This window comes from Nannocystis sp., from assembly GCF_016714285.1.
Lineage (GTDB): Bacteria > Myxococcota_A > Polyangia > Nannocystales > Nannocystaceae > Nannocystis.
Genome location: NZ_JADJNN010000008.1, coordinates 202,589 through 225,489, shown reverse-complemented (window position 1 = coordinate 225,489; position 22,901 = coordinate 202,589). Strand labels below are relative to the sequence as shown.

At 72.9% G+C, this 22,901-nt stretch carries 17 protein-coding genes; 11 read left to right on the top strand and 6 right to left on the bottom strand.

The genetic code is table 11. The annotated features are described in order from the left end of the window. Nucleotides 1-72 precede the first annotated feature (72 nt). Nucleotides 73-3,264: a serine/threonine-protein kinase gene (locus IPJ59_RS16065; RefSeq protein WP_293272374.1), complete on the top strand. Its 3,192-nt coding sequence runs from the start codon at nucleotides 73-75 to the stop codon at nucleotides 3,262-3,264. A 19-nt stretch (nucleotides 3,265-3,283) separates the two neighbouring features. Here the strand turns inward: IPJ59_RS16065 and IPJ59_RS16060 are convergent, their stop codons facing one another. Continuing rightward, nucleotides 3,284-4,009 (bottom strand): hypothetical protein, encoded by a 726-nt coding sequence (locus IPJ59_RS16060; RefSeq protein WP_293252236.1) that lies wholly within the window; start codon nucleotides 4,007-4,009, stop codon nucleotides 3,284-3,286. Between the two features lie 90 nt (nucleotides 4,010-4,099). After that, entirely contained in the window at nucleotides 4,100-4,918 is an 819-nt protein-coding gene (locus IPJ59_RS16055; protein ID WP_293252234.1) for a hypothetical protein, read from the bottom strand. Nucleotides 4,919-5,022: 104 nt separating this feature from the next. Between IPJ59_RS16055 and IPJ59_RS16050 the strand changes: the two genes are divergently transcribed. Then, nucleotides 5,023-5,976 carry a hypothetical protein gene (locus tag IPJ59_RS16050; protein ID WP_293272373.1) on the top strand — a complete coding sequence of 318 codons (954 nt, stop codon included), beginning with the start codon at nucleotides 5,023-5,025 and terminating at the stop codon, nucleotides 5,974-5,976. Nucleotides 5,977-6,027: 51 nt separating this feature from the next. Here IPJ59_RS16050 and IPJ59_RS16045 read toward each other — a convergent pair whose 3' ends face one another. Together IPJ59_RS16045 and IPJ59_RS16040 are read right to left on the bottom strand one after the other, a co-directional pair. After that, nucleotides 6,028-7,017, bottom strand: a complete 990-nt coding sequence (locus tag IPJ59_RS16045; protein WP_293272372.1) for an aldo/keto reductase — start codon at nucleotides 7,015-7,017, stop codon at nucleotides 6,028-6,030. Further along, nucleotides 6,953-9,025 carry a hypothetical protein gene (locus IPJ59_RS16040; protein WP_293272371.1) on the bottom strand — a complete coding sequence of 691 codons (2,073 nt, stop codon included), beginning with the start codon at nucleotides 9,023-9,025 and terminating at the stop codon, nucleotides 6,953-6,955. The genes IPJ59_RS16045 and IPJ59_RS16040 overlap by 65 nt, the downstream gene beginning before the upstream one ends. A gap of 94 nt (nucleotides 9,026-9,119) precedes the next feature. Here IPJ59_RS16040 and IPJ59_RS16035 point away from each other — a divergent pair, with 94 nt between their 5' ends. Both IPJ59_RS16035 and IPJ59_RS16030 read left to right on the top strand, forming a co-directional pair. Further along, complete coding sequence (locus tag IPJ59_RS16035) at nucleotides 9,120-9,572, top strand: hypothetical protein (protein WP_293272370.1); 453 nt, start codon at nucleotides 9,120-9,122, stop codon at nucleotides 9,570-9,572. 13 nt (nucleotides 9,573-9,585) lie between these two features. After that, nucleotides 9,586-11,220 carry a hypothetical protein gene (locus IPJ59_RS16030; protein ID WP_293272369.1) on the top strand — a complete coding sequence of 545 codons (1,635 nt, stop codon included), beginning with the start codon at nucleotides 9,586-9,588 and terminating at the stop codon, nucleotides 11,218-11,220. 60 nt (nucleotides 11,221-11,280) lie between these two features. Here the strand turns inward: IPJ59_RS16030 and IPJ59_RS16025 are convergent, their stop codons facing one another. Both IPJ59_RS16025 and IPJ59_RS16020 read right to left on the bottom strand, forming a co-directional pair. Continuing rightward, nucleotides 11,281-12,174, bottom strand: coding sequence for an aminotransferase class IV (locus IPJ59_RS16025; RefSeq protein ID WP_293272368.1), 894 nt, complete (start codon nucleotides 12,172-12,174; stop codon nucleotides 11,281-11,283). Between the two features lie 16 nt (nucleotides 12,175-12,190). Next, nucleotides 12,191-12,916, bottom strand: coding sequence for a polyprenol monophosphomannose synthase (locus IPJ59_RS16020; protein WP_293252222.1), 726 nt, complete (start codon nucleotides 12,914-12,916; stop codon nucleotides 12,191-12,193). 276 nt (nucleotides 12,917-13,192) lie between these two features. Between IPJ59_RS16020 and IPJ59_RS16015 the strand changes: the two genes are divergently transcribed. The 7 genes from IPJ59_RS16015 to IPJ59_RS15985 all read left to right on the top strand — a co-directional run bounded on the left by IPJ59_RS16015 (nucleotide 13,193) and on the right by IPJ59_RS15985 (nucleotide 22,489). Then, nucleotides 13,193-13,810, top strand: a complete 618-nt coding sequence (locus IPJ59_RS16015; protein ID WP_293252220.1) for a PilZ domain-containing protein — start codon at nucleotides 13,193-13,195, stop codon at nucleotides 13,808-13,810. A 5-nt stretch (nucleotides 13,811-13,815) separates the two neighbouring features. After that, on the top strand, nucleotides 13,816-15,672 hold the full coding sequence (locus IPJ59_RS16010; RefSeq protein ID WP_293272367.1) for a hypothetical protein: 1,857 nt from the start codon (nucleotides 13,816-13,818) through the stop codon (nucleotides 15,670-15,672). Nucleotides 15,673-15,873: 201 nt separating this feature from the next. After that, nucleotides 15,874-16,374 (top strand): DciA family protein, encoded by a 501-nt coding sequence (locus IPJ59_RS16005; protein ID WP_293272366.1) that lies wholly within the window; start codon nucleotides 15,874-15,876, stop codon nucleotides 16,372-16,374. 334 nt (nucleotides 16,375-16,708) lie between these two features. Beyond that, a complete protein-coding gene (locus IPJ59_RS16000) occupies nucleotides 16,709-17,767 on the top strand; it encodes a globin family protein (RefSeq protein ID WP_293272365.1) in 1,059 nt (352 codons plus the stop codon). 109 nt (nucleotides 17,768-17,876) lie between these two features. Then, nucleotides 17,877-18,920, top strand: coding sequence for a hypothetical protein (locus IPJ59_RS15995; protein WP_293272364.1), 1,044 nt, complete (start codon nucleotides 17,877-17,879; stop codon nucleotides 18,918-18,920). 99 nt (nucleotides 18,921-19,019) lie between these two features. Continuing rightward, on the top strand, nucleotides 19,020-20,801 hold the full coding sequence (locus tag IPJ59_RS15990) for an alanine/glycine:cation symporter family protein (RefSeq protein WP_293252210.1): 1,782 nt from the start codon (nucleotides 19,020-19,022) through the stop codon (nucleotides 20,799-20,801). Between the two features lie 320 nt (nucleotides 20,802-21,121). Next, entirely contained in the window at nucleotides 21,122-22,489 is a 1,368-nt protein-coding gene (locus tag IPJ59_RS15985; protein WP_366524603.1) for a TrpB-like pyridoxal phosphate-dependent enzyme, read from the top strand. The last annotated feature ends 412 nt before the right edge of the window (nucleotides 22,490-22,901 follow it).

Sequence of the window (22,901 nt, the reverse complement as noted above, 5' to 3'; positions counted from 1 at the left end):
CCTGCGCCGGTGTTCAGGATCGCCCGCCCCTGCGGCCGCCACTCGCCGCGATTTTCAGGGATGATCCCCGCGGTGGATGACTCCGAGGTCACGCGCATCGATCAGGTCGGTGATGGCCCGCGCGACCGGTCACAAGTCGGGTCGGGTGCCCTGTCGGGCCTCGGGTCCCATGGCGGCCCGCATGTCCCGGCCACGGCGCCCGGCAACGCCGTCGACCTCGCCCTCCCGCGGGCCACGCTGCCCGCGCCGACGCCGACGCACATCGATCGCTTCGTGATCGTGCGCAAGCTCGGCGAGGGCGGCATGGGCGTCGTCTACTACGCCTTCGATCCCGAGCTCGAGCGACCCGTCGCGCTCAAGCTGCTGCGCCCCGCGATGCGGAGCGAGCACCACAGCCAGGGCGAGGCCCGCCTGCTGCGCGAGGCCCAGGCCATGGCCCGCCTCTCCCACCCCAACGTCGTCCAGGTGTTCGACGCCGGCAAATTCGCCGACGCCGTGTTCCTCGCCATGGAGTACGTCGCCGGTCGCGATCTGCGGGCCTGGCTCACCGCCGAGCCGCGGACCTGGCGACAGATCGTCGGCGTGTTCCTGCAGGCCGGCCAGGGCCTGGCCGCCGCCCACGCGGCCGGCGTGGTCCACCGCGACTTCAAGCCCGACAACGTCCTGGTCGGCGACGACGGCCGGGTCCGCGTGCTGGACTTCGGCCTCGCCCGCCCGCCGCGCGGCGTCCCCGATCTCGATGAGCACGTCGAGACCACGCCCTCGCCGAAGGTCACGCTCACGCAGGTCGGATCGTTCATCGGCACGCCCGCGTACATGTCGCCCGAGCAGCACCTGTGCCAGCCCGCCGACGCCCGCAGCGATCAGTTCGCCTTCTGCGTCGCCCTGTTCGAGGCGCTCTACGGCCGCCGCCCCTTCACCGGCCGCACCGCCGCCGAGATCCGCGTCGCCGTGTTCCGCAGCCTCGAGCTGCCGGTCGAGCTGCGCCCCGTGCCCGGCCACCTGCGTCGCCTGCTGATCCGCGGCCTCCAGCGCGCCCCCGCGGACCGCTTCCCGAACATGCCCGCGCTGCTCGCCGCCCTCGCGGCCGACCCGGCGCGCCGCTGGCGACGACTCGGCCTCGGCGGCGCCGCCCTCACCCTCGGCTTCGCGGCCGCGATCGGCTCCGGCTACCTCGCCGCCGAGCAGCGCTGCGACCACGGGGCCGAGCGCGTGCGCAAGGTGTGGGACGAGGACCGCGCCGCGGCGGCCCGCGCCGCCTTCCTCGCCACCGGGGTCGTCTACGCCGCCGAGACCTGGCCCAAAGTACAGGCGGAGCTCGACGCCCACGCCGCCGCGTGGTCGCAGCAGCGCGACGACTTCTGCGCCGCGACCCACCTCCGGGGCGAAGCCTCGAGCGAGCTGCTCGACCTGCGCAACCGCTGCCTCGACACCAACCTCGACGAGCTCGACGCCCTGGTAGCGACCCTCGTCACCGCCGACGCGGCGACGGTCGAGCGTGGCCTGCAGCTGGTCAGCAGCCTCACCCCGCCGGGGCGCTGCGCCGAGGACCGCTTCGTGCGTGAGCGGGTCGCCCCGCCCGGCGACCCCGCGCTCGCCGATGTCGTCGCCCGCGCCCGCACCCACCTGGCCCGCGCCGCCGCCCGCCGCGAGGCCGGCCGGCCCCGCGACGCCCGCGAGATCGCCAGCGCCGTGCGCCGCAGCAGCGAAGACCTCGACTACCTCCCGCTGCGCGCCGAGGCCCTGCTCGAGCTCGGTCGCAGCGAGGAGGCCACCGCCGACTACGAGCTCGCCCGCGGCCACCTCGCGTCCGCGTATCACCTCGCCCTCGGCATCGCCCACGACAGCGTCGCCACCGACGCCGCGATCACCCTCAGCCTCGTGCACTACCGCGTGGCCCGCTTCCCCGAGGCCTTCGCCTGGTCCGAGCACGCGCGCAGCCTGCTGCAACGCACCGGCGAGCCCCCCGACCAGCGCGTCTGGTACCTCCTGTACCGCAGCTACATCCAGACCCGGCTCAGCCTGTTCGTCGACGCCATCGCCGCGGCCAGCGAGGGCCTCGCGCTCGCCGAGGCCAGCTTCCCCGCGAACGACCCTCGCACCGCCCGCATGGTCGCCGGCCTGGCCCACGCGCGCTGGGCCGGCGGCAGCCCCGACGAGGCGCTGGCGCTGTTCCTGCGCAGCCAGGAGATCCTCCGCGCCGGTGTCGGCCGCGAGCACCCGTCGCTCGCCAGCGCCGGCATCAACATCAGCTCGATCCACCTCCACCGCCACGAGTGGAGCGAGTCCCTCGCCGCGCTGCGCCCGACGATCGAGCTGATGGAGCGCGCCTACGGCCCCGACAGCCCCAACGTCGCCGACTGTCTCATCAACCTCTCATCGATCCTCGCGGCCCGCGGCGAGCTGCGCGAGGCGGTCGCCGCCAGCGAACGGGCCGCCGCGATCTACCTCCGCCGCAACGGCCCCACCGGCCTGGCCATCGTCGCCTTCATCCAGCTGGGTGAGCTCCAGACCCAGCAGGGCCGCCACGACGCGGCCCTGACCACCCTGCGCCGCGTCCTCAGCTTCCGCCGCGACGCGCCCCCGCCCGAGCGCGCCCAGGTGCACATCCTCATCGCCGACGCCCTCGCCGACGAGCGCCGTGGCGAGGCCGCCGAGCTCGAGTACCAGGCCGCCCTCGATCGCGTCGGTCAGGACCCCGGCCGCGACATCCGTCGCGCCGTGCTCCGCGGCCGCGCCCGCCTCGCCCGCGATCGCGGCCAGCCGGGCGAGGCCATCACCCTCGCCCGCGAGGCCCTCGCCCTCGACGACCCCGAGCCCCGCCGCGACCGGGACGAGCAGGCCTCCCTCGACAACGTGCGCGCCATCGTCCTGCACGAGCTCGGCGCGGCCCTCCTTGCGACCGGCCAGATCGAGCCGGCGCTGCTCGCCTGCAAGGAGGCGCTGGCCCTCGCCGAGCTGTCCCATGGGCCAGGTGCACCGCTGACCTTGCGCGCGCGCCTGTGCGTCGCCCGCGTCTACCTCGCCCGTGATCAACGGGCCGCCGCCCGGGATCTGCTCATCCAGGCCGGCGAGCAAGTCGCCGGCGGCGAGCATGCGCCGGCCCTGCGCGCCGAGGTCCAAGTCGCCCTCGCCGACACCCTCGAGTTCGACGATCCCGAGCGCGCCGCCAGGCTCCGCGCCGCCGCCATCGCCTACCTCCGCGCCGCCGGCCCGGCCTCCGCCCGCGACCTCGACGCCGCGCCGGCCCCAGCGCGCCCGTGATCGCCTCGCGCCGAGCGGGCTACAGCTCGTCGACCGGCAGCTGCATCTTGCCCATCTTCTCGGCCACGTCCCGCGCCGGCCGCTTGCCGCCCATCATCGGCCGCCGCCTCGGCGGGTCATCGGGCTGCTTGGTCGCGGGCTCATCCTTCGCCGCGGGGTCGCAGGGCACCAGCGTCGGCTTCGGCTCCGGCGCCGCCATCACCAGCCCCTGCACCTCGCGCTCCGGCTGGGCCTCGATCACCGGCACGCGGCCCTCCTCCACCACCGGCTCGGCGATCGTCTCGCCCTCGCCCGACATCCGGCACAGCGCGTGCCCGGCCGGCAGGTGGAAGCTCGTGAAGGGCCCCGTCGTGTAGATGCATCCACCGTCCACGCTCGCCACCGTGCTCTCGCGGACGGTCTCGATGATCGCCTCGCCGAGCCCCTGCAGCGGCGCCTCCCCGTGCGGCGTGCAGGCGGCCAGCGCCGCGGCTGCGAACGCCGTCCGCACGATCTTCCGCGTCAGGCTCGCCCGCGGCACCAGGTCGCGAAAGCGCAGGGTCCCGTCGGCCTCGCTGCTGTAGCGCACGCACAGGTGCTCCTTCGCCTTCGCCGCGAGCAGCGCCTGCGCCTCGTCGTGCGCCATCGCCGAGAGGTTGTGGACGTGCTTCTGGCACACCCCGCAGAAGCGACGCGCCGCGTCGCCCTGCATCGCCTCCCACGACTCGTGGCAGGGGCTGTCGATCGTCACGGTGTTGCTGTGCATGGCGGCCTCGCTAACGTGCGGGTCGATGGCTGGTTCTCCCAGCTCAATCGTGGCTCAATCGTGGCTCAATCGTGGCTCAATCGTGGTGGCTCAATCGTGGCTCGGGGCGATCTTCCCCATCAGCTCGCGCTCGGGCTCCGGCTCCGGCGCCGCGATGTCCCCCATCAGGGGCGTGCGCTCCTGCGGCTGCTTCGGCGGCCGGGGCGGCTCGGGCGGGGCGATGTCCCCCATCTTCTCGTGGCCCGGCTCGCCCGGCGGCGGCGGAGCGAAGCCCGGCTTCGGATCGCAGGGCTCGAACGGGCTCACGTGCGGAGGCACCGCGATCGCCTCGCCCATCTTCACCTGCTCGACCGGCGCGACGGTCGGCGGCGGCAACGGCGGCTCGTCCATCACCCGCATCGGCGGCGGCGCCCCCATCATCGGCATCGGCTCCGACTCGATGCGCACCGCCTCGAGCACGCCCTTGCACAGCGCGTGGCCCGGAGGGAAGTGGAAGGTCGTGAAGGGCCCGGTCGTGTAGTCGCAGCCGCCGTCCGGCGTCGGCACCGTCTCCTTGCGGATCGACTCGATGACCTCCTGACCCAGCTCGCCCACCGGCCCCTCGCCGTGCGGCGTGCAGGCGGCCAGCAGCGACGCCGCGAAGGCCGTCCGCACGATCTTCCGCGTCAGGCTCGCCCGCGGCACCAGATCGCGAAACCGCAGCGTCCCGTCCGCCTCGGCCGTGTAGCGCACGCACAGGTGCTCGCCCGCCTTCTCGCGCAGCAGCGCCTGCGCCTCCTCGTGCTTCATCGCCGAGAGGTTGTGCACGTCCTTCTGGCATACGCCGCAGAAGCGACGCTCCGCCTCGCCGGACATGGCGTCCCAGGACTCGTGGCAGGGGCTGGCGATCGGGAGCGTGCTGCTTCGCATGGCGGCGGGCGAACGCGTGTCTCGGCCCGGCGTTCTCAAACTCCGGGCCCGCGTGCGTGAACCCAGCGTATCTCAGCCCGTGGCAAGCCTGCTATAGCAGCGGCGTGTCGTCTGCCACCGATGCCATCGCGCGCCTGCGTGACCAGCCTGCGTTCGCGACCGAGCTCGCGCGCGTGATCTTCGACGCCGTCCTCGCCACGCCGGTCCGCGAGTTCATCGCCCCGACCCGCATCGTCCCCGCCTTCGTCGCCGGCCTGCGCCGCAGCGTCGCCGCGATCGACCCGGAGCAGCTCGCCGCCGCGATCGCCCGCCGCCGCGCCGCCGCCGTCGCCCGCCCCGGCCCGCTCGCCGCCCAGCTCCCGCCCGAGCTCCAGAAGGCCCTGCAGACCGCCCTGCGCCGGCCCTTCACCCCCAGCCGCGAGCTCGTGCGCGCCGCCATCGACCACGCCGGCATGCGGGCGCTGCTCCGCAGCGTCCTGCAGACGACCATCCTCGACTTCGCCACCCGCCTGCGCACCGCCATGCCCGACACCGGGTGGATCCCCGGCGCCGGCATCCGCTCCAAGCTCATGGGCGTCGCCAAGGGCGTCGCCTCCGTCGTCGGCGCCGAGATCGAACATCAGCTCGAGGACCGCGTGCGCAGCTTCGTCGACGGCGCCCTCGGCCGCGCCCTCGACCTCATCGTCGAGCGAGCCAGCGACCCGCGCTACGCCGCCGACATGGCCGCCTGGCGCGGCGACGCCGTCCGCTCCGTCCTCGCCCTGCCCGGCTCCGTCGTCCTCGCCGAGCTCCACAAGCTCGACCCGCAGGCCCTCGCCGCCGACCTGCACGCCGCGGCCCGGGCCCTCGCCGAGTGGGACCGCCTCCCTGACGAGGCCAGCGCCGTCCTCCAGTCCCTGGTCGACGAGTTGGAGGCCCGCAGCGTCGGCGAGCTGCTCGGGCCCGGCCAGGTCGACGCCTGGCGCGCCCCCCTGCACGGCGAGCTCGAGCACCACCTGCGCCGCCTCTTCGTCGACGCCGGCTTCGCCGATTGGCTCACGCGCCTGCTCGATGGCTGACCCTCAGGACATGTCCTGGCAGACATGTCCTGAGCACCAGCTCCCCAACCATCAGACCCCGCCGCCGCGCCGCCGATCGATGAGGTCGGGCGCGTCGCCGAAGGTCACCTTCTGCACCCAGTCGGCGGCCGCGAAGTCGTGCGGGAAGCCGAGCTCGATCGCCGAGGCCGCGTCGAGGCGCGCGATGGCCTCGGGCGCCAGGGTGAAGTCGAGGCAGGCGAGGTTGTCCTCGACCTGCGCCAGCTTGCGCGCCCCGACGATCGGGATCACCGACGTCGGCCGCTGGCGCAGCCAGTTCAGGGCCACCTGCGCCGGCGGCTTGCCGAGCTCGCCCGCGACCTGCGTCAGCGCCTCGATCACCCCGCGGGTGCGGGCGTTGAGGCGACCACCCGCCATCTGCGAGCGCCCGGTGTCGACCGCCGCGCCGTCGGTCACGGTGTGCTTGCCCGACAGCAGCCCGGCCCCCAGCGGCGACCACGCCGTGACCGTCACGTCGAGCGCCGCGGCCATCGGCAGCAGCTCACGCTCGACCGCGCGCTCGATCAGGCTGTACTCGACCTGCAGCCCGACGAAGCGGCTCCACCCGCGCAGCTCGGCGATCGTGTTGGCGCGCGAGACCACCCAGGCCGGCGTGTCCGACACCCCGATGTAGAGGATCTTGCCCGCCCGCACGAGGTCATCGAGCCCGCGCAGGACCTCCTCCGTGGGCGTCACGAAGTCCCAGATGTGCACCCAATACAGATCGATGTAATCGGTGCCGAGCCGCTTCAGGCTCTTCTCGACCGCCTGGACCATGTTCTTGCGGCTGTTGCCGCTGGCGTTCGGATCCCCGTTGGCCGTGCTCAGCGAGTACTTGGTCGCCAGCACCACCCGGTCGCGATCTCCCGCAATGCACTCGCCGACGATGCGCTCGCTCATGCCCTCCATGTACTTGTTCGCCGTGTCGACGAAGTTGCCCCCGCGCGCGCGATAGGCGTCATAAATCGCGCGACACACCGCGGGCTCGGCCCCCATCGCCCCCCACGTGTTGCCGAAGGTCATCGTTCCGAGGCAGATCTCCGAGACGCGGAGACCACTGTGTCCGAGCAGTTTGAAGCGCATGCGGAAGGCACGGTATCACGATACGATGCGCCCGAAACGAAGGTGAGAACCCCCCATGGCGAATCGTCTTGAAGTGCAAGTACGCAGCGATGATGGCCTCGTCGCCGTCGTTCACACCTTCCCCGCCGAGCTGATGGCCAGCGGATCCGCGGCCCGCAAGAGCTTCAACACGGCCCGCGCCGCGGTCGGCGTGCACCTCTTCCTGATCGGCGAGCGCGACTACCACGTGCAGCTGAGCCCCGCCCCGGACAACGCCCGCACGATCCTCTCGCTCGCCCTCGGCAAGCGCGTGCAGGTGCACTTCGCCGGCCGCAGCAGCAGCGTGCGTCGCCACCTCGTCGCCATCGGCGGCCTGCCCCCGCGCCCCGTCGCCGCGCCCACCCCCGCCGCGCCCGAGGCCCCGCGCAGCGCCCTCGACCTCACCGCCGCCGTGCACGGCGCACCGCCCCTCTTCCTGCTCGCCGACGGCACCCTCGCCGGCAACGCCGAGGGCCCCGCCCCGGTGTGGCTCGACGCCCTGCCCGTCCTCGTCACCGCGGCGCGCTGGGTCTCGACCCGCCGCACCACCAGCTTCGAGTGCCTGTTCCCCGCCAGCCCCTTCCACCCCGAGGAGCCGCTGCGCCCCGAGCGTCTGAGCCCGACCCAGGCCCAGGCCCTGCTCGCCCAGCTGAACGCGGTGCTCTCGGCTGCTGCCCCCGGAGCCGCCAACATCGATCCGCTCGACGCCGCCCAGCTGCGCTCCGCGGCGCTCACCGTGCTCTCGCACATCGTCGCCACCGTGCTCAAGGATCCCAGCTTCCGCGCCGTCGCCGACCTCGCCGCCGCCCGCATCTTCGCCCTCATCGCCGCCGAGACCGGCCCCAAGGCGCGCCCCGATCTGCGGGCCCACGCCATCTCGCTGCTGTCGATGCGCGGCCCGGCCCTGCGCCCCGACGATCAGAAGCAGGCCGAGGCGCTGCTGCGCGGCCTCCGACGCGCCGCCCCGCCCTACGCCGAGCTCACCGGCACCTGGCGCTTCGTCCTCAACTCCGCCTCCGAGTTCTTCCCCGGCGAGGTCAAGATCCTCGAGAACAAGTACCACTTCACCAAGGCCGAGCTCCCCGCCGACGCCCCCGCCAGCCCGCTCTCGTGGGGCGACGGCTACCACGTCCTGCGTGCCCCCTTCCGCGGCCCCGACGGCCAGGACATCCTGCTCTTCGTCCGCTCCGCCTCGCCGCGCGACGAGAACGTCGAGATGGGCAGCGCCTACTTCCACGGCCTCGTCATCAGCCGCCACGCCAACCTCGGCGCCTTCGACATGCGGGCCGCGCTCACCCAGGTCACGCAGGCCGGCTACAAGCTGATGATGAACTGCCAGTGCGCCGGCCTCACCACGCGCTTTGCGATCTCCCGCCTGTTCCCCGACGCCGACATCTACTCCTCCTGGGACAGCACCTACTTCAACACCGGCGCGAACGACGAGACCACCGCCAGCGAGGGCATCGACTGCTTCCACGCGATCCTCCAGGGCATGGCCGCCCGCGAGGACTTCGCCGCGATCGACCTCCGCATCCAGAAGGCCCAGTGGCACCACAAGCAGAGCCGCACCCCCGGCTTCGTGCAGTTCATCGGCCCGGCCCACCCGCTGATCGTCGCCCGCTACGAGGACATCAACCGCGACGGCAAGGCCGACTTCTATGACGGCTTCCTCGATCTCCGCGTCGTCGAGATCGCCGAGGCCATCCGCGACTCCGCCACCCCGCGAAACCCCGGCGTCGCCGCCTCGCAGATCGGCGGCGACGCGGCCCGCGGCCTCAGCTGGGCCGCCGGCAGCCTCAACCGCGTCGCCCAGTACTCCGAGCTGTGGGACGGCCTCCCCGGCCAGGCCGAGAACTTCTATGTGTTCCGCGCCGCCGGCTTCTACGACGCCGTCGATCCCCCGCGCGACGTCCCCTCGGGCAGGCCCCACCCGCCCCGCGCCCCCCGTCGACCTCGCCAGCGCTCCCGCCGTCGTCCGCTACATCCCCGACCCGCGGGTCAAGGACGGCCTCTCCGCCGACGTCATGTTCCACGCCACCCTGGCCCACAGCGCCCAGGAGCTCAAGCGCCTGCTCGTCGCCGCCGACGCGTACTGGCGCGCCGTCGACCTCGGCTACCTCGCCGACGCCCCGCTCGACACCCGCGGCGGTCAGCGTGCCGGCCTCCTCCTCCTGCTCGCCGGCCTGCTCGAGTTCCCCGCCGACCCGAACCTCCTCGACGGCCTGTGGGAGCAGGCCCTCGACATGCTCCGCATGCCCCGCCTCTCGCGCTCGCTGGTCCGCCGCTGCATCGACGAGGAGGACCACGCGCAGAGCAACTATTACGGCTCGGCCCGCGGAGTCATCGCCCTCATCGGCACCGCCGACGCCCCTGGCGGTGTCCTCAAGGAGGCCAGCCCGGTCGCCTTCGACGACATCATGAGCGACAGCCCCGAGGTCGGCCGCGCCCGTCCCCTCAAGCCGCCCGCGACCGCGTGATATCGTGCGGGCGATGCTCGCACGCACCCGCACCACCCTCGCCTCCACCCTGCTCCTCGCCGCCGCCTGCGGCGACAGCAGCTCCGCCTCCGGCAGCGCCTCCGCCTCCGAGAGCGGCACCGGCACGAGCAACGCCACCACCAGCAGCGACAGCGACGACACCCCGACCGGCGACCTCCCCACCACCAGCGCCAGCGCCAGCGCCAGTGCGGGCAGCAGCAGCGGCGGCACGCCCGTCTGCGAGCCCGGCCAGACCGTCGCCTGCGACTGTCCCGAAGGCCAGGTCGGCACCCAGACCTGCAGCGACGGCGGCGACGAGCTCGGCCCCTGCGTCTGCCCCGAGTCGGTCTGCGGCGACGGCGAGGTCAACGGCGCCGAGGCCTGCGACGACGGCACCAACGACGGCGCCTACGGCGGCTGCCTGCCCGACTGCAGCGCCCTCGGCCCGCACTGCGGCGACGCCGAGGTCAACGGACCGGAGGCCTGCGACGACGGCAACGCCGTCGACGGCGACGGCTGCAACGTCGACTGCGTCCAGTCGGGCAGCGAGCTGTGGACGGAGTACTACCCCGGCGACGACGCCGGCAACGCCCGCGCCCGCGGGGCCGCGGTCGACGCCGACGGCAACGTGATCATCGTCGGCGAGGAGTTCGTCGTCGGCGAGAACGCCAACGCCTGGGCCCGCAAGTACAGCCCCGACGGCGACATCCTGTGGAGCTTCAGCTGGAACGGCGACAGCAACGGCGACGACATCCTCCACGCCGTCGCGGTCGCCCCCGACGGTGACCTCGTGATGGTCGGCGAGACCTACGTCGCGGGCGACGGCGCCGACATGCTCTTCCTCAAGCTCGGCCCCGACAGCAAGCCCGTGTGGCAGATGACCTACAGCAGCGACTCCGGCCTCGGCGACCGCGCCTTCGGCGTCGCCGTCGATCCCCAGGGCAACATCGCCGTCACCGGCGAGGAGTACAAGCTCATCGGCCTGCACAACGTCTGGACCCGCCTGATGGACCCCGACGGCCTCGAGATCTGGACCGACACCTACGACGCCAACGCCGGCAACGACGCCGGCAACGCCGTCGCCTTCACCGAAGGCGGCGACCTCATCGTCGCCGGCAACATCTACGTCCCGATCGGCCTCGCCGACCTGTGGCTGCGCAAGTACTCCGCCGCCGGCAAGGAGCTGTGGACCCGCACCGCCGACCACATGAAGGGCAACGACCTCTGGCACGCCGTCGCCGTCGACAACGACGGCAACATCGGCCTCGTCGGCGAGGTCTACGAGGTCGCCGGCCTCGCCGCGATCCTGAGCGCCAAGTACAACGCCTCCGGCTTCGAGGTGTGGGCGAAGATCCAGGACAGCGACGGCGGCGACAACGACATCGGCCACGGCGTCGCCTTCGACGCCAGCGGCAACCTCATCGCCGTCGGCGAGGAGTACACCGCCAACGACTTCGCCCGCACCTGGGTCCGCAAGCACAGCCCCGCCGGCGACGAGCTGTGGACGCAGATCCACGACGGCGTCGACGCCGGCAACGACATCGCCCGCGCCGTCGCTATCGACGCCAGCGGCCACATCTACGCCGCCGGCGAGGAGTACCGCGTCGGCCAGTTCGCCGACGTGTGGCTCACCAAGTACGCCCCGTGAGCCCTCAGCGCAGCAGGTCGTCAACCCCGCCCGCGACCTCGACGGACCCCTGATACCGCCTCAGCGCAGCAGGTCGTCAGCCCCGCCCGCGACCGCGTCGATGTACGCCTGATACCGGATCAAGATCCGCCGCGTCACCGGCCCGACCCCGCCCGCGCCGACCCGCTGCCCGTCGAGCGTCGTCACCGGCATCGCCCCGCGCACCGACGAGGTCAGGAACACCTCGTCCGCCGCCCGCAGCTCGTCCGGCCAGATCTTCGTCTCGCGCCACCCGATCCCCAGCTCCGTCGCCAGCGCCAGCACCAGCGCCCGCGTGATCCCCTCGAGCAGCCCGGTCGCCAGCGCCGGCGTCAGCAGCTCGCCCGCGCGGACCATGAACACGTTGCTGGTCGCCCCCTCGGCCACGTCGCCCGCGGGGCTGCACAGGATCGCGTCCTCGGCCGCGCTCTCGGCCGCCTGCCGCAGCGCCTGGATGCTGTTGAGGTAGTTGCCCGTCTTCAGCGTCGGGTCCAGCGAGCGCGCGCTGATCTTGTGCACATCGACGATGCGCACCGACAGCCCCGCCTCGTACAGGGCCGCCGTCGGCAGCTTCAGCTCCTGCACCAGCACCACCAGCAGCGGCGACGACGACACCCGCGGGTCGAGCATCAGCGGCCCCGTCCCGCGGGTCACGATCACCCGCACGTAGCTGTCGGCGTTGCCCGAGGCCGCGTGCGTCTCGGCGATCGCCGCCCGCAACGCCACGTCCGTGAACGGGATCTCGAGCCCGATCCCCAGCGCGCTGCGGCGCAGGCGATCGAGGTGGCGCGCCAGCTCGACCGGGCGCCCGCCCGCCGTACGCAGCGTCTCGTACACGCTGTCGCCGTAGAGGAACCCGCGGTCGAACACGCTGACGCTCGCCTCCCCTGGATCGAGCACACGCCCCGCGCTGGACAGATAGACCTTACTCGCCACGCCTCACTCCTTCCGCTCACGCCGCTCGCCGCAGCCGCCACACCAGCCGCAGCGCCTCGGCCGCGATCGCTGGCGTCATCTTCGAGGTCCCGCGCGTACGGTCCGGAAACACGATCGGCAGCTCGCGCAGCACGAAGCCGCGGCGGTGCGCCCGGTGCTTCATCTCGATCTGAAACCCATAGCCGCTGGCCGCCACCGCCGCGAGATCGAGGTCCTCGAGCACGGCCCGCGCGTAGCACACGAAGCCCGCCGTCACGTCGCGCACCGGCACGCCCAGCAGGGCCCGCGCGTACAGCCCGCCCGCCCGCGAGATCAGCCGCCGCCCGAAGCCCCAGTCGACCGTGCCCCCGCCGCGGACGTAGCGCGACCCGATCGCCACGTCGGCCCCGGCCGCGCACGCCGCCAGCAGCCCCGGCAGGTACTTCGGGTCGTGCGAGAAGTCGGCGTCCATGCTGACGAAGTGCGTCGCCCGCCACGGGTCCGCGAGCCCGCGACGAAACCCGTCGAGGTACGCCCGCCCGAGCCCCTGCTTGCCCGCCCGGTGCAGCACCGACACCCGCGGCTCGGCGAGCGCGAGCTCGTCGGCCAGCGCGCCCGTCCCGTCAGGACTCGCGTCGTCGATCACGAGGATCCGCCCCGTCGGCAACGCGACCAGCGTCGCCGCCACGATCGCCGCGAGGTTCTCGCGTTCGTTGTACGTCGGGATCAGGACCAGCGGCCGCTGCTCGCTCGGCTCGGACACGCCGCCACCTTGGCAGCCGCCCCGCCCCGCCGCAAGACCCGCCGCCCCGCCACACCACAAGACCCGCCTGCGCCGCTCACGCGCGTCGGCCCGCGCCGATCCTCGCTCGCGGCGCCCGCCGCTCGTGGTCCGCAAGATCCGCCTGCGCCGCTCACGCGCGTCGGCCCGCGCCGATCCTCGCTCGCCGCGCTTGCGAGCGCGAGCCCGGTGCTGTTACCTTGCCGGCCGACGAGCATCGCCTCTCGCCCACGCCGGGCACCAGGACCGTACTCCACGTTGCGAAGAATCCGCTGTCACTACCTCTCCGGAGAGGCCTTCATCGCCGCGCTGCTCCCCAGCGAGGAGCAGGGCCTGCAGGTCTACACCACCGAGCGCTTCGAGCCCGGCGAGGAGCTGCTCTGCGAGGTCTTCTTCACCGGCCTGCCCGGCAAGCTGATGGTCCGCGCCGTCGGCAAGAAGTGGCACAACGCCCGCCCGCGCCTGCGCGTGCGCGCCGGCGGGGTGCTCCGCTGCGTCGGCAGCGAGTGGCGCAAGCTGCAGTTCCTGCGTGATGTCGCGAGCGGCCGCACGAAGTTCGACCAGCGCCGCCGCCACATCCGTCAGCCCGTGCTCGTCGAGATCCGCCTGCGCCGTCAGGGCGAGTCCGACTTCACCGCCGCCACCATCTCCGAGATCTCCGAGGTCGGCGCCCTGCTGCTCACGCCGACCCCGCTCACCGTCGGCGAGGAGCTCATCGTCGAGATCACGCCCCCCGGCAGCGCCCGCCCGCTCGAGGTCCAGGCGATCATTCGCAACACCGATCACGAGCACGGCGCCGGCATCGAGTTCATGGCCCGCGACATGGGCGGCGTCACCCGCCTCCGCGAGGTCATCCGCCGCCTCGTCGACGAGTGATTCGCATGCGCCGCCTCGTCCTCGCCTCGCTGGTCGCCTCGCTGGTCGCCCTGTCGGCCTGCGCCGACGAGCCCGACCCCACCGGCCTGCCCGAGCCGCTCGCGCGCCACACCGTCGCCGCCGTCCCACCACCTGCCGCCCCCGCGCCCGCCGCCCTGCCCGCGCGCATCGACACCTGCGAGCAGCTCGCCGTCGCCGCCGCCGTGCACCCACCCGACGCCGCGATCCTCCTCGACCTCTGCCCGACCACGCCCACGACCCCCGCGATCCTCCGCCACGCCCTGCGCATGGCCGACTCGCCCGCCGCCGCCGCCGCCCTCGCCCCCCGCCTCGCCGCCACCCCCGACCTCGCCGGCATCGCCCGCCTCGTCGCCCTCGATCGCGCCGACCCCAGCCTCGCCCCGCTCACCGAGCTCCCCGACCCCGTCACCGCCACCGTCAGCCCGGTCACCGACGCGGTGCTGGCCGCCGTGCAGCTGGCGATCGTCCAGCAGACCCAGAGCGGCCTGTCCCAGGACCAACGCACCCGCGCCACCGCCTACCTCGCCCGCGTCCACCACGAGGCCCTCCTGCAGCTCGGCCTCGCCGACGAGCCCCTGCCCCCGCTCGCCCGCGTGCTCGCCGGTCGCTTCCTCCACTTCGGCCGCGAGCTGTGTCGCATGTACTGGCAACGCCGCGTCGCCGGCCTCGAGGCCCTGTTCGCCAGCACCGAAGCCCAGCTCCTCACCACCGTCCTCGCCCTCGAGCGCACGCCGCACTTCAGCGCCGACGCCCTCCTCGCCGTCGAACACCAGCGCACCCGCCGACACCTCCAGGGCAGCGGCGTCGCCGAACGCCTCGCCCGCAGCGGCGGCCCGGGCCCAAGCGCCCTGCTCCCCCTCCTCCACGAGTTCGACCGCCTGTTCGACCACCGCTTCGTCGAGCTCGTGTTCCAGCGCGCCCTCTTCCTCGCCGGCGAACCCCCGAGCCCGCACGGCGTCGCCCCCGTCGCCGAGATGCTGCGCGCCCAGCTCGCCGACCGCGACCTCCTCGAGTACGCCGACCTGCTCGAGCGCCGCATCGACGAGACCCGCGCCCTGAGCCCCGCGCCGCCCGAGCAGGGCAGCCGCCCCCTACCGCCCCGCGTCCCCCTCACCTGGCCCGAAGACCAGGCGATCGCCGAGCTCGCCGCGACCTGGCTGCGCACCGCCGCGAGCAGCCCCACGGCGACCACCACACCGCCACCGCCGCCGCCAACAGCCCCACCGAGCTCACCCGCCGCCACGCCCTCGCCCGCGCCGCGCTGCTGCTGCGCGACCGCCCCGACGCCGCCCGCGCCCTGCTCCGCCGCGAGCTCGACGCCCCCGCCCGCGATCCCATGCGCGTCGGCCTGCTCCTCGATCTCCTGGCCCGCCTCGACGACGAGAGCCTCGCCGGCCTGCGCCTCCGCGTCGCCGCCGCCGCCCCGATCGACGACAGCCCGGCCAGCGACGACGCCCGCCGCCGCGCCTTCGCCCTCGCCGCTCGCGACGCCCGCCTGCTCCCGCGCTGACAGCCTGCTCCCGATCACCTGTCCCTCGGGACATGCGCATTCGCACCTGTCCGTTGCAACCTGCCCCTTCGCACCTGTCCCTCGGGACCTGCCCCTTCGCACCTGTCCCTCGGGACCTTCGCACCTGAGTTCCCGACCGCGCCCGGCCCTTCGCTCACGGCCCCGCGACGCAGGCCCGGCGCTCGTAGACCGCGATCTCCCCCGCGGGCGCCGCCAGCATCGCCGTCTCCCCCCGACGCAGCCGCACGCGCCGGGCCACGCGACCACCGTCTCGACCACCGTCTCGACCATCGCCGACCTCGACGCGAACACGGCCACCGCGGGCGCGTGAGCCCTCCGCGCACTCGCCCGGCACCAGCGCCGCGCCGCCGATCCGCAGCACCTGCGGCGCGTCCGGCCCCGCCAACACACACAGCCGCGGCGGCCCATCGGGCGCGCAGGCCGAGGACGACACCCGTCGCCACGCCCCGTCCCCGGCGCAGCCCCCCGCCAGCACCACCAGCGCCGCGAGGATGTGGCAGATTGCCCGGACATGGCCCGCGCCCGCGCCCGTGGAAGACCCCAGGCCCCCTCGCCCATGGCCGCGGCGCTGTGGGAGCTCGTGCGCCGCCACGTCGGCGACGACACCATCCGCCTCATGCAGGTGCGCGAGCTGTGGCCGCGGATCGCCGGCCCCGGCGGCGCCGCCCTCGAGGCCCACAGCTGGCCCGCCAGCGTCTCCGGCGATCTGCTCACCTTGAACGTGCATGACAGCCAGTGGCTACACGAACTGACCTATCTGCGCCAGGATCTGCTGCGCCGCCTCGGCGAGCTCGCGCCTGGCATTCGCCTGCGTAGCCTGCGTGTCCGGCTCGGCGAGGTCCCGCCCCTGGCGATCCGCCGCCCGCCCGAGACGCAGCTCCCGCCGCCCCTGCCAGCGCCCCGCTTCTCGCCCGAGCCCGACGAGGAGACCCGTCGCGCGCTCGATGCCGTCGCCGATCCGGAGCTCAAGCAGCTCATCGCCGGCGCGCGGATCATGCTCGGCCGCGGCTGATCCCTCGCGGCGATCCGCCGCCCGGGCCACGCCGTGGCGCTGCACCTCCGCGACCATGATCCTCGCCGCCCCTCACGCCACACCCCGCGCAAGCCGCTGCGCATCGGCGCCGCGCTCGCAACTGCCAGCGCACCAGCGCGAGCTCGACGCGGCCCACGACACGCACTCGCCCCTCGACCCGTGGCACACTGGCCCGCGGGCGGAGGTACTTCGCGCCCGGGCGACGCTGCAGCGCATGACACATTCTTGGACGCCGGACCCGCTCGCGGGGTCCTCCGGCCGCGTTCGCCCGCGAAGCACCTTGCGACCCACTAACCCAGGAGAAGTTGAACCCATGGCCCTTCGAATCTTCACATCCCTCGCCCTCGTCGGCGCCGTTGGCCTCCTGCCAGCCTGCGTGGTTGGCGGCGGCGACGACACCGAAAACGCAAGCACCTCCGGCAGCCCGACCAGCGCGACCGAGACGGCCAGCGCCACCGACACCCCGACCGGCAGCGCCACCGACACCCCGACCGGCAGCGGCTCCACCGGTGAGCCCGCCGACGGCCCGATCTGCACCAACTTCGGCGGCCAGGCCGGCGTCGAGGCCGTGATCAACAGCTTCGTGGGCAAGGTCCTCGTCAACGAGGGCATCAACGCCTACTTCCTCACCACCGACGTCGACGGCGGCAACCTCACCAACTGCCTCGCGACCCAGGTCGGCGCGGCGGTCGGCTGCGCCGGCGTCGTCTACGGCTGCATGGACATGAAGACCGCCCACGCGGGCATGGGCATCTCGACCGCCGACTTCACCGACCTCGCCACCGACTTCGGCGCGGCGATGGACGAGGTCGCGACCCTCACGGCCGAGGACAAGGCCGCCGTGATCGACGTGCTCGCCGGCATGGCCCCCGACATCGTCGAGGACGCCAACAACGACGTCACGGTCTACCAGCGGATCGGCCGCAAGCCCGGCATCGCCAGCGTCATCGGCGGCCTCGAGGACGCCGACAGCTTCGTCCCCCTCGTGGCCATGGACGCGACCATCAACAGCTTCTTCGCCACCTCGGACCTCACGCGCCTCAAGACCTGCCTGGTCCGCCAGGTCGCCAGCGCCACCGTCGGCGGCGCCAAGCCGATCGCCGACATCTACGGCAAGGAGGTCGACGCCCCGGCCCCCGCCGATCCAAACGTCGGCGCCGCCAAGCCCTGCCTCGACATGATCACCTCGCACAAGGACCTCCTCGACGGGATGGCCATGGGCATCGAGAAGGCCGACTTCGACGCCCTCGTCGGTCACCTCTTCACCGCCATGACCAACAAGGGCGTGACCCCCGACGACCAGAACGCCATCGCCGGCGCCCTCGGCCCGCTGTGCGCCGACATCGTCACCGTCGACCCCGACAAGTGCTAGGGCTTCGCCCTCCGCGCGCCGCCGTCGACCTCGTGCCGACGGCGGCGCTTTCCGTCCACCAGCCCCCGGGCGGCGCTTCGCCGCACTTTGGGTAGCTTCACCCCTGGCCATGCACCCATCGCTCCGCTCGCGCACCCGCTCCGTTCCTGTCCCTGGCCTCGTTCACTTCGCCGGCCTCGTCGGCGTCACGGGCCTCGCGCTCGGCCTCCTCGCCTGCAGCGAGCCCACGCCCCAGGCCCCGCCGCCCGCCGAGAACACCGCGCCCACAACCGACAAGAACCCGCTCGCCGGCCTGTCCTCGCTGCTGCCCGGCCAGGCGCCCGAGGCGTGGAAGTTCGAGTTCAAGGACCCCGGCCCCGGCCCGCGCGCCCCGGTCACCGTCGCCTTCGAGGCCACGATCGGCAGCTCGATGTTCCCGGAGATCGAGAGCCTCGTCTACAAGCGCAACCTCAAGTGCGCCGACACCTCGATCCGGGCCATGATGGACAAGCGCCGCGAGTCCGAGAAGGCCCGCATCGCCGACGCCAAGGCCCGCGGCGAGGATGCAGTCACCGCCGCCTCGTGGGTCAACAAGCGCAGCAAGCGGGAGGCCAACCCGCAGCTGCGCTTCAGCTGCCCCAAGGTCTCCAGCGACCAGCTCGGCGACCGCGCCCGCACGCCCTCGACGGGCCGCCTCCTCTACGTCTTCGACGACGCCAGCTACCCGCTGCGCCACGCCTCCTACCAGCGCACCCACAAGGATCAGGCCCTCGCGCTCAAGGACTTCGAGGAGACCAGCGCCAACTTCACCCGCCTCTACGGCCCGCCCACCAAGACCTTCAAGGCCGAGCTCCCGAAGCCCGACAAGGACGGCAAGGTCGAGTTCCCCGGCGCCATCAACTACGAGAGCTCGTGGGAGTTCGCCGACCTGCTCGCGCGCGTCAACATCCTCCGCTACGGCGACCTCGTCACGATCGGTGAGCGCGTCGAGGTCCCGCACGGCCTCCGCCCCGACGCCCCGCGCTTCGTCGACGGCAAGGTGGCCCCGCCCACGCCAACCCCGGCGTCGGCAGCAGGCCCGAGCGATGCAACTGCCCCGAGCGATGCAACTGCCCCGCCCGCTGCCGCCCCGCCCGCGCCCGCACCCGCGCCCGAGCCCACCAGCAAGCCCTGAAGACGCCGCCACCCCGCGTAGGGCGGCCGCCATCGCCGGCGTTGCGCAGCGCGCCGGCCCCCTGTCATCATCCCGGTCGCCCGGCGAAGGGCACATGCAATGGACGCGCTGCGCACGGGCCTCAACGACTGGCTGACCGCCATCAACGCGGTGATCTGGCACGACAGCGTGCTCTACATCGTCCTCGCGGTCGGCCTCCTGTTCACCATTTGGAGCGGCTTCTGCCAGTACCACGCGCTGACCCACGGCGTCCGCGTCATCACCGGCGCCTACGATGACGCCCGCGACCCCGGCGCCATCAACCACTTTCAGGCCCTCTCCGCCGCGCTCTCGGCCACCGTCGGCCTCGGCAACATCGGCGGCGTCGCCGTGGCGATCGCTCTCGGCGGCCCCGGTGCCGTGTTCTGGATGTGGGTCGTCGGCCTCGCCGGCATGGCCCTCAAGACCACCGAGGTCACCCTGTCGATGCTGTTTCGCCGCACCGACAACCCCGACGAGCCGAGCGGCGGCCCGATGTGGGTCATCGACGACGGCCTGCGCCAGCGCAGCCCCAAGCTCGCCTGGCTCGGCCGCACCCTCGGCGTGCTGTTCTGCATCACCCTCCTGATCTCCACGATCACCGGCGGCAACATGTTCCAGGCCTGGAACGTCGGCGTCGTCACCGAGGAGTCCTTCGGCGTGCCGCAGCCGATCGTCGGCGTGATCCTGGCGGTGCTGGTCGGCCTCGTGATCCTCGGCGGCATCAAGCGCATCGGCGCCTTCGCCGGCGCGATCGTCCCGGCGATGTGCGGCATGTACCTGATCGCCGCGCTCTACGTGCTCGGCCACACCATCGGCGAGGTCCCCGGCATCCTCCGCCTCATCGTCGTCAGCGCCTTCAACCCCGCCGAGGCCAGCGGCGCCTTCGTCGGCGGCACCTTCGGCATGGCCGTGCTGTGGGGCATGAAGCGGGCCCTGTTCTCCTGCGAGGCCGGCCAGGGCTCCTCGCCGATCGCCCACTGCGCCGCCAAGACCACCGAGCCCGTGCGCGAGGGCGTGGTCGCCGGCCTCGAGCCCTTCATCGACACCATCGTCGTCTGCACCCTCACCTCTCTGGTGGTGCTCTCGAGCGGCGCCTGGAACCGCGACGGCGAGGCCGCCCTCGTCACGCCGCCGGGCTTCGTCGCCGTCGAGCCCGGCGTGTGGGACCTGCCCGACACCCCGCTCCCGCCCAAGCGCCCCGAGAGCCTCGCCATCAGCGGCAGCGACTGGCGCCTCGGCGACAACGTCTTCCTGCTCGCCCGCTACGGCGCCGTCGACGTCGGCAGCGGCACCGACCTGCGCCGCGTCACCGGCACCGTCGTCCGCGTCGACACCCACGGGCCCGACGACACCAACGGGCCCGACGAGGGAGATCGCCTTGCCGTCACGTGGGCCCCCGTGGGCGCCCCCGGTGGCCCGCTCGCCGTCGCGCCGACGCTCCACACAACCGAGGTCTACAAGGACTACGTCGGCGCCGCCCTCACCAGCCACGCCTTCGATCGCGTCTCACCGGGCCTCGGCAAATGGATGGTCGCGATCGCGTCGTGGCTCTTCGCGGTTTCGACCATGATCTCGTGGGCCTACTACGGCGAGCAGGGCATGGTCTACATGGCCGGCCGACGCAGCGTCCTCCCCTACAAGATCTTCTACTGCGTCAGCATCGTCGTCGCCTGCGCCGGTGTCATCACCACCGAGGAGGAGCTGGACAACATCACCGCCGTCGGCACGGGCATCATGCTGTGGGTCAACATCCCGATCATGCTGCTCTTCGGCGGCGTCACGATGACCGCCTACCGCGGATACTTCGCGCGCCTGCGCGCCGGCGAGTTCCCCGTCCGCCCCCACCAGCCCCGCCCCTGACCCGCCTGACTGGCCACCGCGGGCCATCAATCGGGCCACCGATCAGGCCGCCGATCAGGCCGCCGATCAGGCCGCCCCGGTCCAGCACCCCTCGGGCGTTCGCGCGCGACGCGGCGATTCTGCCAGTGACCCTTGGGACATGTCCCAAGAGTCATCCTGCGAGCACCGCCGCGCGCCGCACCGACGCGTGTACGCGCATCGACCCATCGCGACGACCACGCTCCGCCGCGAAGTCGCGCCGCTCGCCGTGCAAGCGATCGACGATCGAGTGTTCCCGCGGGCTTGTGACCGCGATATCATGGGCCGCATTGGAGCCGCGAATGACTGAGTCCGTGACGCGATTCGACCTGCCACAGAGTGCGATCCCGACCCGCTGGTATAACATCCAGGCCGACCTGCCGCGACCGCTACCCCCGGTGCTACACCCGGGGACGCATCAGCCGATCGGACCCGCGGACCTCGCCCCGCTGTTCCCGATGGAGCTGATCAAGCAAGAGGTCAGCCGCGAGCGCTTCATCGAGATCCCGGAGGAGGTCCGTGAGATCTACAAGCTGTGGCGCCCGACGCCGCTGCTGCGCGCGCGCCGGCTGGAGAAGGCCCTCGGGACCACCGCCCGGATTTATTACAAGTACGAGGGCGGCTCGCCGAGCGGCAGCCACAAGCTCAACACGGCCGTCCCGCAGGCGTTCTACAACAAGCAAGAGGGCGTGCAGGGCCTCACCACCGAGACCGGCGCGGGCCAGTGGGGCACCGCCATCTCGCAGGCCTGCAACTTCTTCGGCCTCGAGTGCTTCGTGTGGATGGTGCGCGTCAGCTATGACCAGAAGCCGCACCGCCGCTCGATGATCCAGAGCTTCGGCGCCACGGTCAACGCGAGCCCGAGCAACCTCACCAACTGCGGCCGCGCCATCCTCGAGAAGGACCCGAACAACACCGGCTCCCTCGGCATGGCGATCAGCGAGGCCGTCGAGGCCGCGGCGACCAGCGGCGGCAAGTACAAGTACGCCCTCGGCTCGGTGCTCAACCACGTCCTGATGCACCAGACCATCATCGGGCAGGAGTCGATGCTGCAGCTCAAACGCGCCGGCGACTACCCCGACATCGTCATCGGCTGCACCGGCGGCGGCAGCAACTTCGCCGGCATCGCCCTGCCCTTCGTGCGCGACAAGCTGGCCCACGACAAGGACATCCGGATCCTCGCCGTCGAGCCGGCCGCCTGCCCGAGCCTCACCCGCGGCGTCTATGCCTACGACTTCGGCGACGTCGCCGGCATGACCCCGCTGATCAAGATGCACACCCTCGGCGCCGCCTTCATCCCGCCGCCGGTGCACGCGGGCGGCCTGCGCTACCACGGCATGGCCAGCATCATCAGCGAGCTCTACGATCAGAAGATCATCGAGGCCCACGCGGTCCGCCAGCTCGAGGCCTTCACCGCGGCCCGCGTGTTCCTGCGCAGCGAGGGCATCGTCCCGGCCCCCGAAGCCTCCCACGCGATCGCCCAGGTCATCCGCGAGGCGACCAAGGCCACCGAGGCCGGCACATCGCCCGTCATCCTGTTCAACCTCTGCGGCCACGGCCACTTCGACATGTCGGCCTACGACGCGTTCAACAACGGCAGCCTCGCCGACTACGAGTACCCGGCCGAGGCGATCGAGGCCGCGATGGCGGCCCTGCCCAAGGTCGACTGAGATCCTGCACGTGCCCGCCGCGCCAGCGGGCACGTGCAATGCACCGGCGTCGCCACCGACGTCAGCCAGTGCGGCGGCCAATGCGGCTCCCAATGCGGCGGCCAATGTGTCATTGCGGCGGCCATTGCGTCGGCCAATGCGTCGGCCAATGCGGCGCCCTTTGTGTCGCCACCGAACGCAACGCCGCGGCGCGCGACGTCGCGCGATGCACCCGGGCGCATCGCCGATGCCGAGCCCAGCGCCGCAGCCACGTGCATCCGCGGACGATGTGTGCCGAGCCGCGCGGCGAACACATGCGCCCGCCGCGAGCCTCGCTCACATCACCGCGGCCTCGCGGCCCCACGCGACCTGTGTGCATACACCGGCGTCCGCTGTGGGCCGCAGCGCCGCCGTTTCGCTTGTGTTTGCCGTC

Excerpts from the sequence above, each read along its gene's own strand:
- IPJ59_RS16055 (WP_293252234.1), bottom strand. The coding sequence starts at position 4,918 with ATGCGAAGCAGCACGCTCCCGATCGCCAGCCCCTGCCACGAGTCCTGG.
- IPJ59_RS16000 (WP_293272365.1), top strand. The coding sequence starts at position 16,709 with ATGGCCCTTCGAATCTTCACATCCCTCGCCCTCGTCGGCGCCGTTGGC.
- IPJ59_RS15990 (WP_293252210.1), top strand. The coding sequence starts at position 19,020 with ATGGACGCGCTGCGCACGGGCCTCAACGACTGGCTGACCGCCATCAAC.
- IPJ59_RS16010 (WP_293272367.1), top strand. The coding sequence starts at position 13,816 with ATGCGCCGCCTCGTCCTCGCCTCGCTGGTCGCCTCGCTGGTCGCCCTG.
- IPJ59_RS16060 (WP_293252236.1), bottom strand. The coding sequence starts at position 4,009 with ATGCACAGCAACACCGTGACGATCGACAGCCCCTGCCACGAGTCGTGG.
- IPJ59_RS15995 (WP_293272364.1), top strand. The coding sequence starts at position 17,877 with ATGCACCCATCGCTCCGCTCGCGCACCCGCTCCGTTCCTGTCCCTGGC.
- IPJ59_RS16030 (WP_293272369.1), top strand. The coding sequence starts at position 9,586 with ATGCTCGCACGCACCCGCACCACCCTCGCCTCCACCCTGCTCCTCGCC.
- IPJ59_RS15985 (WP_366524603.1), top strand. The coding sequence starts at position 21,122 with ATGACTGAGTCCGTGACGCGATTCGACCTGCCACAGAGTGCGATCCCG.
- IPJ59_RS16045 (WP_293272372.1), bottom strand. The coding sequence starts at position 7,017 with ATGACCTTCGGCAACACGTGGGGGGCGATGGGGGCCGAGCCCGCGGTG.
- IPJ59_RS16005 (WP_293272366.1), top strand. The coding sequence starts at position 15,874 with ATGGCCCGCGCCCGCGCCCGTGGAAGACCCCAGGCCCCCTCGCCCATG.
- IPJ59_RS16035 (WP_293272370.1), top strand. The coding sequence starts at position 9,120 with ATGTTCCACGCCACCCTGGCCCACAGCGCCCAGGAGCTCAAGCGCCTG.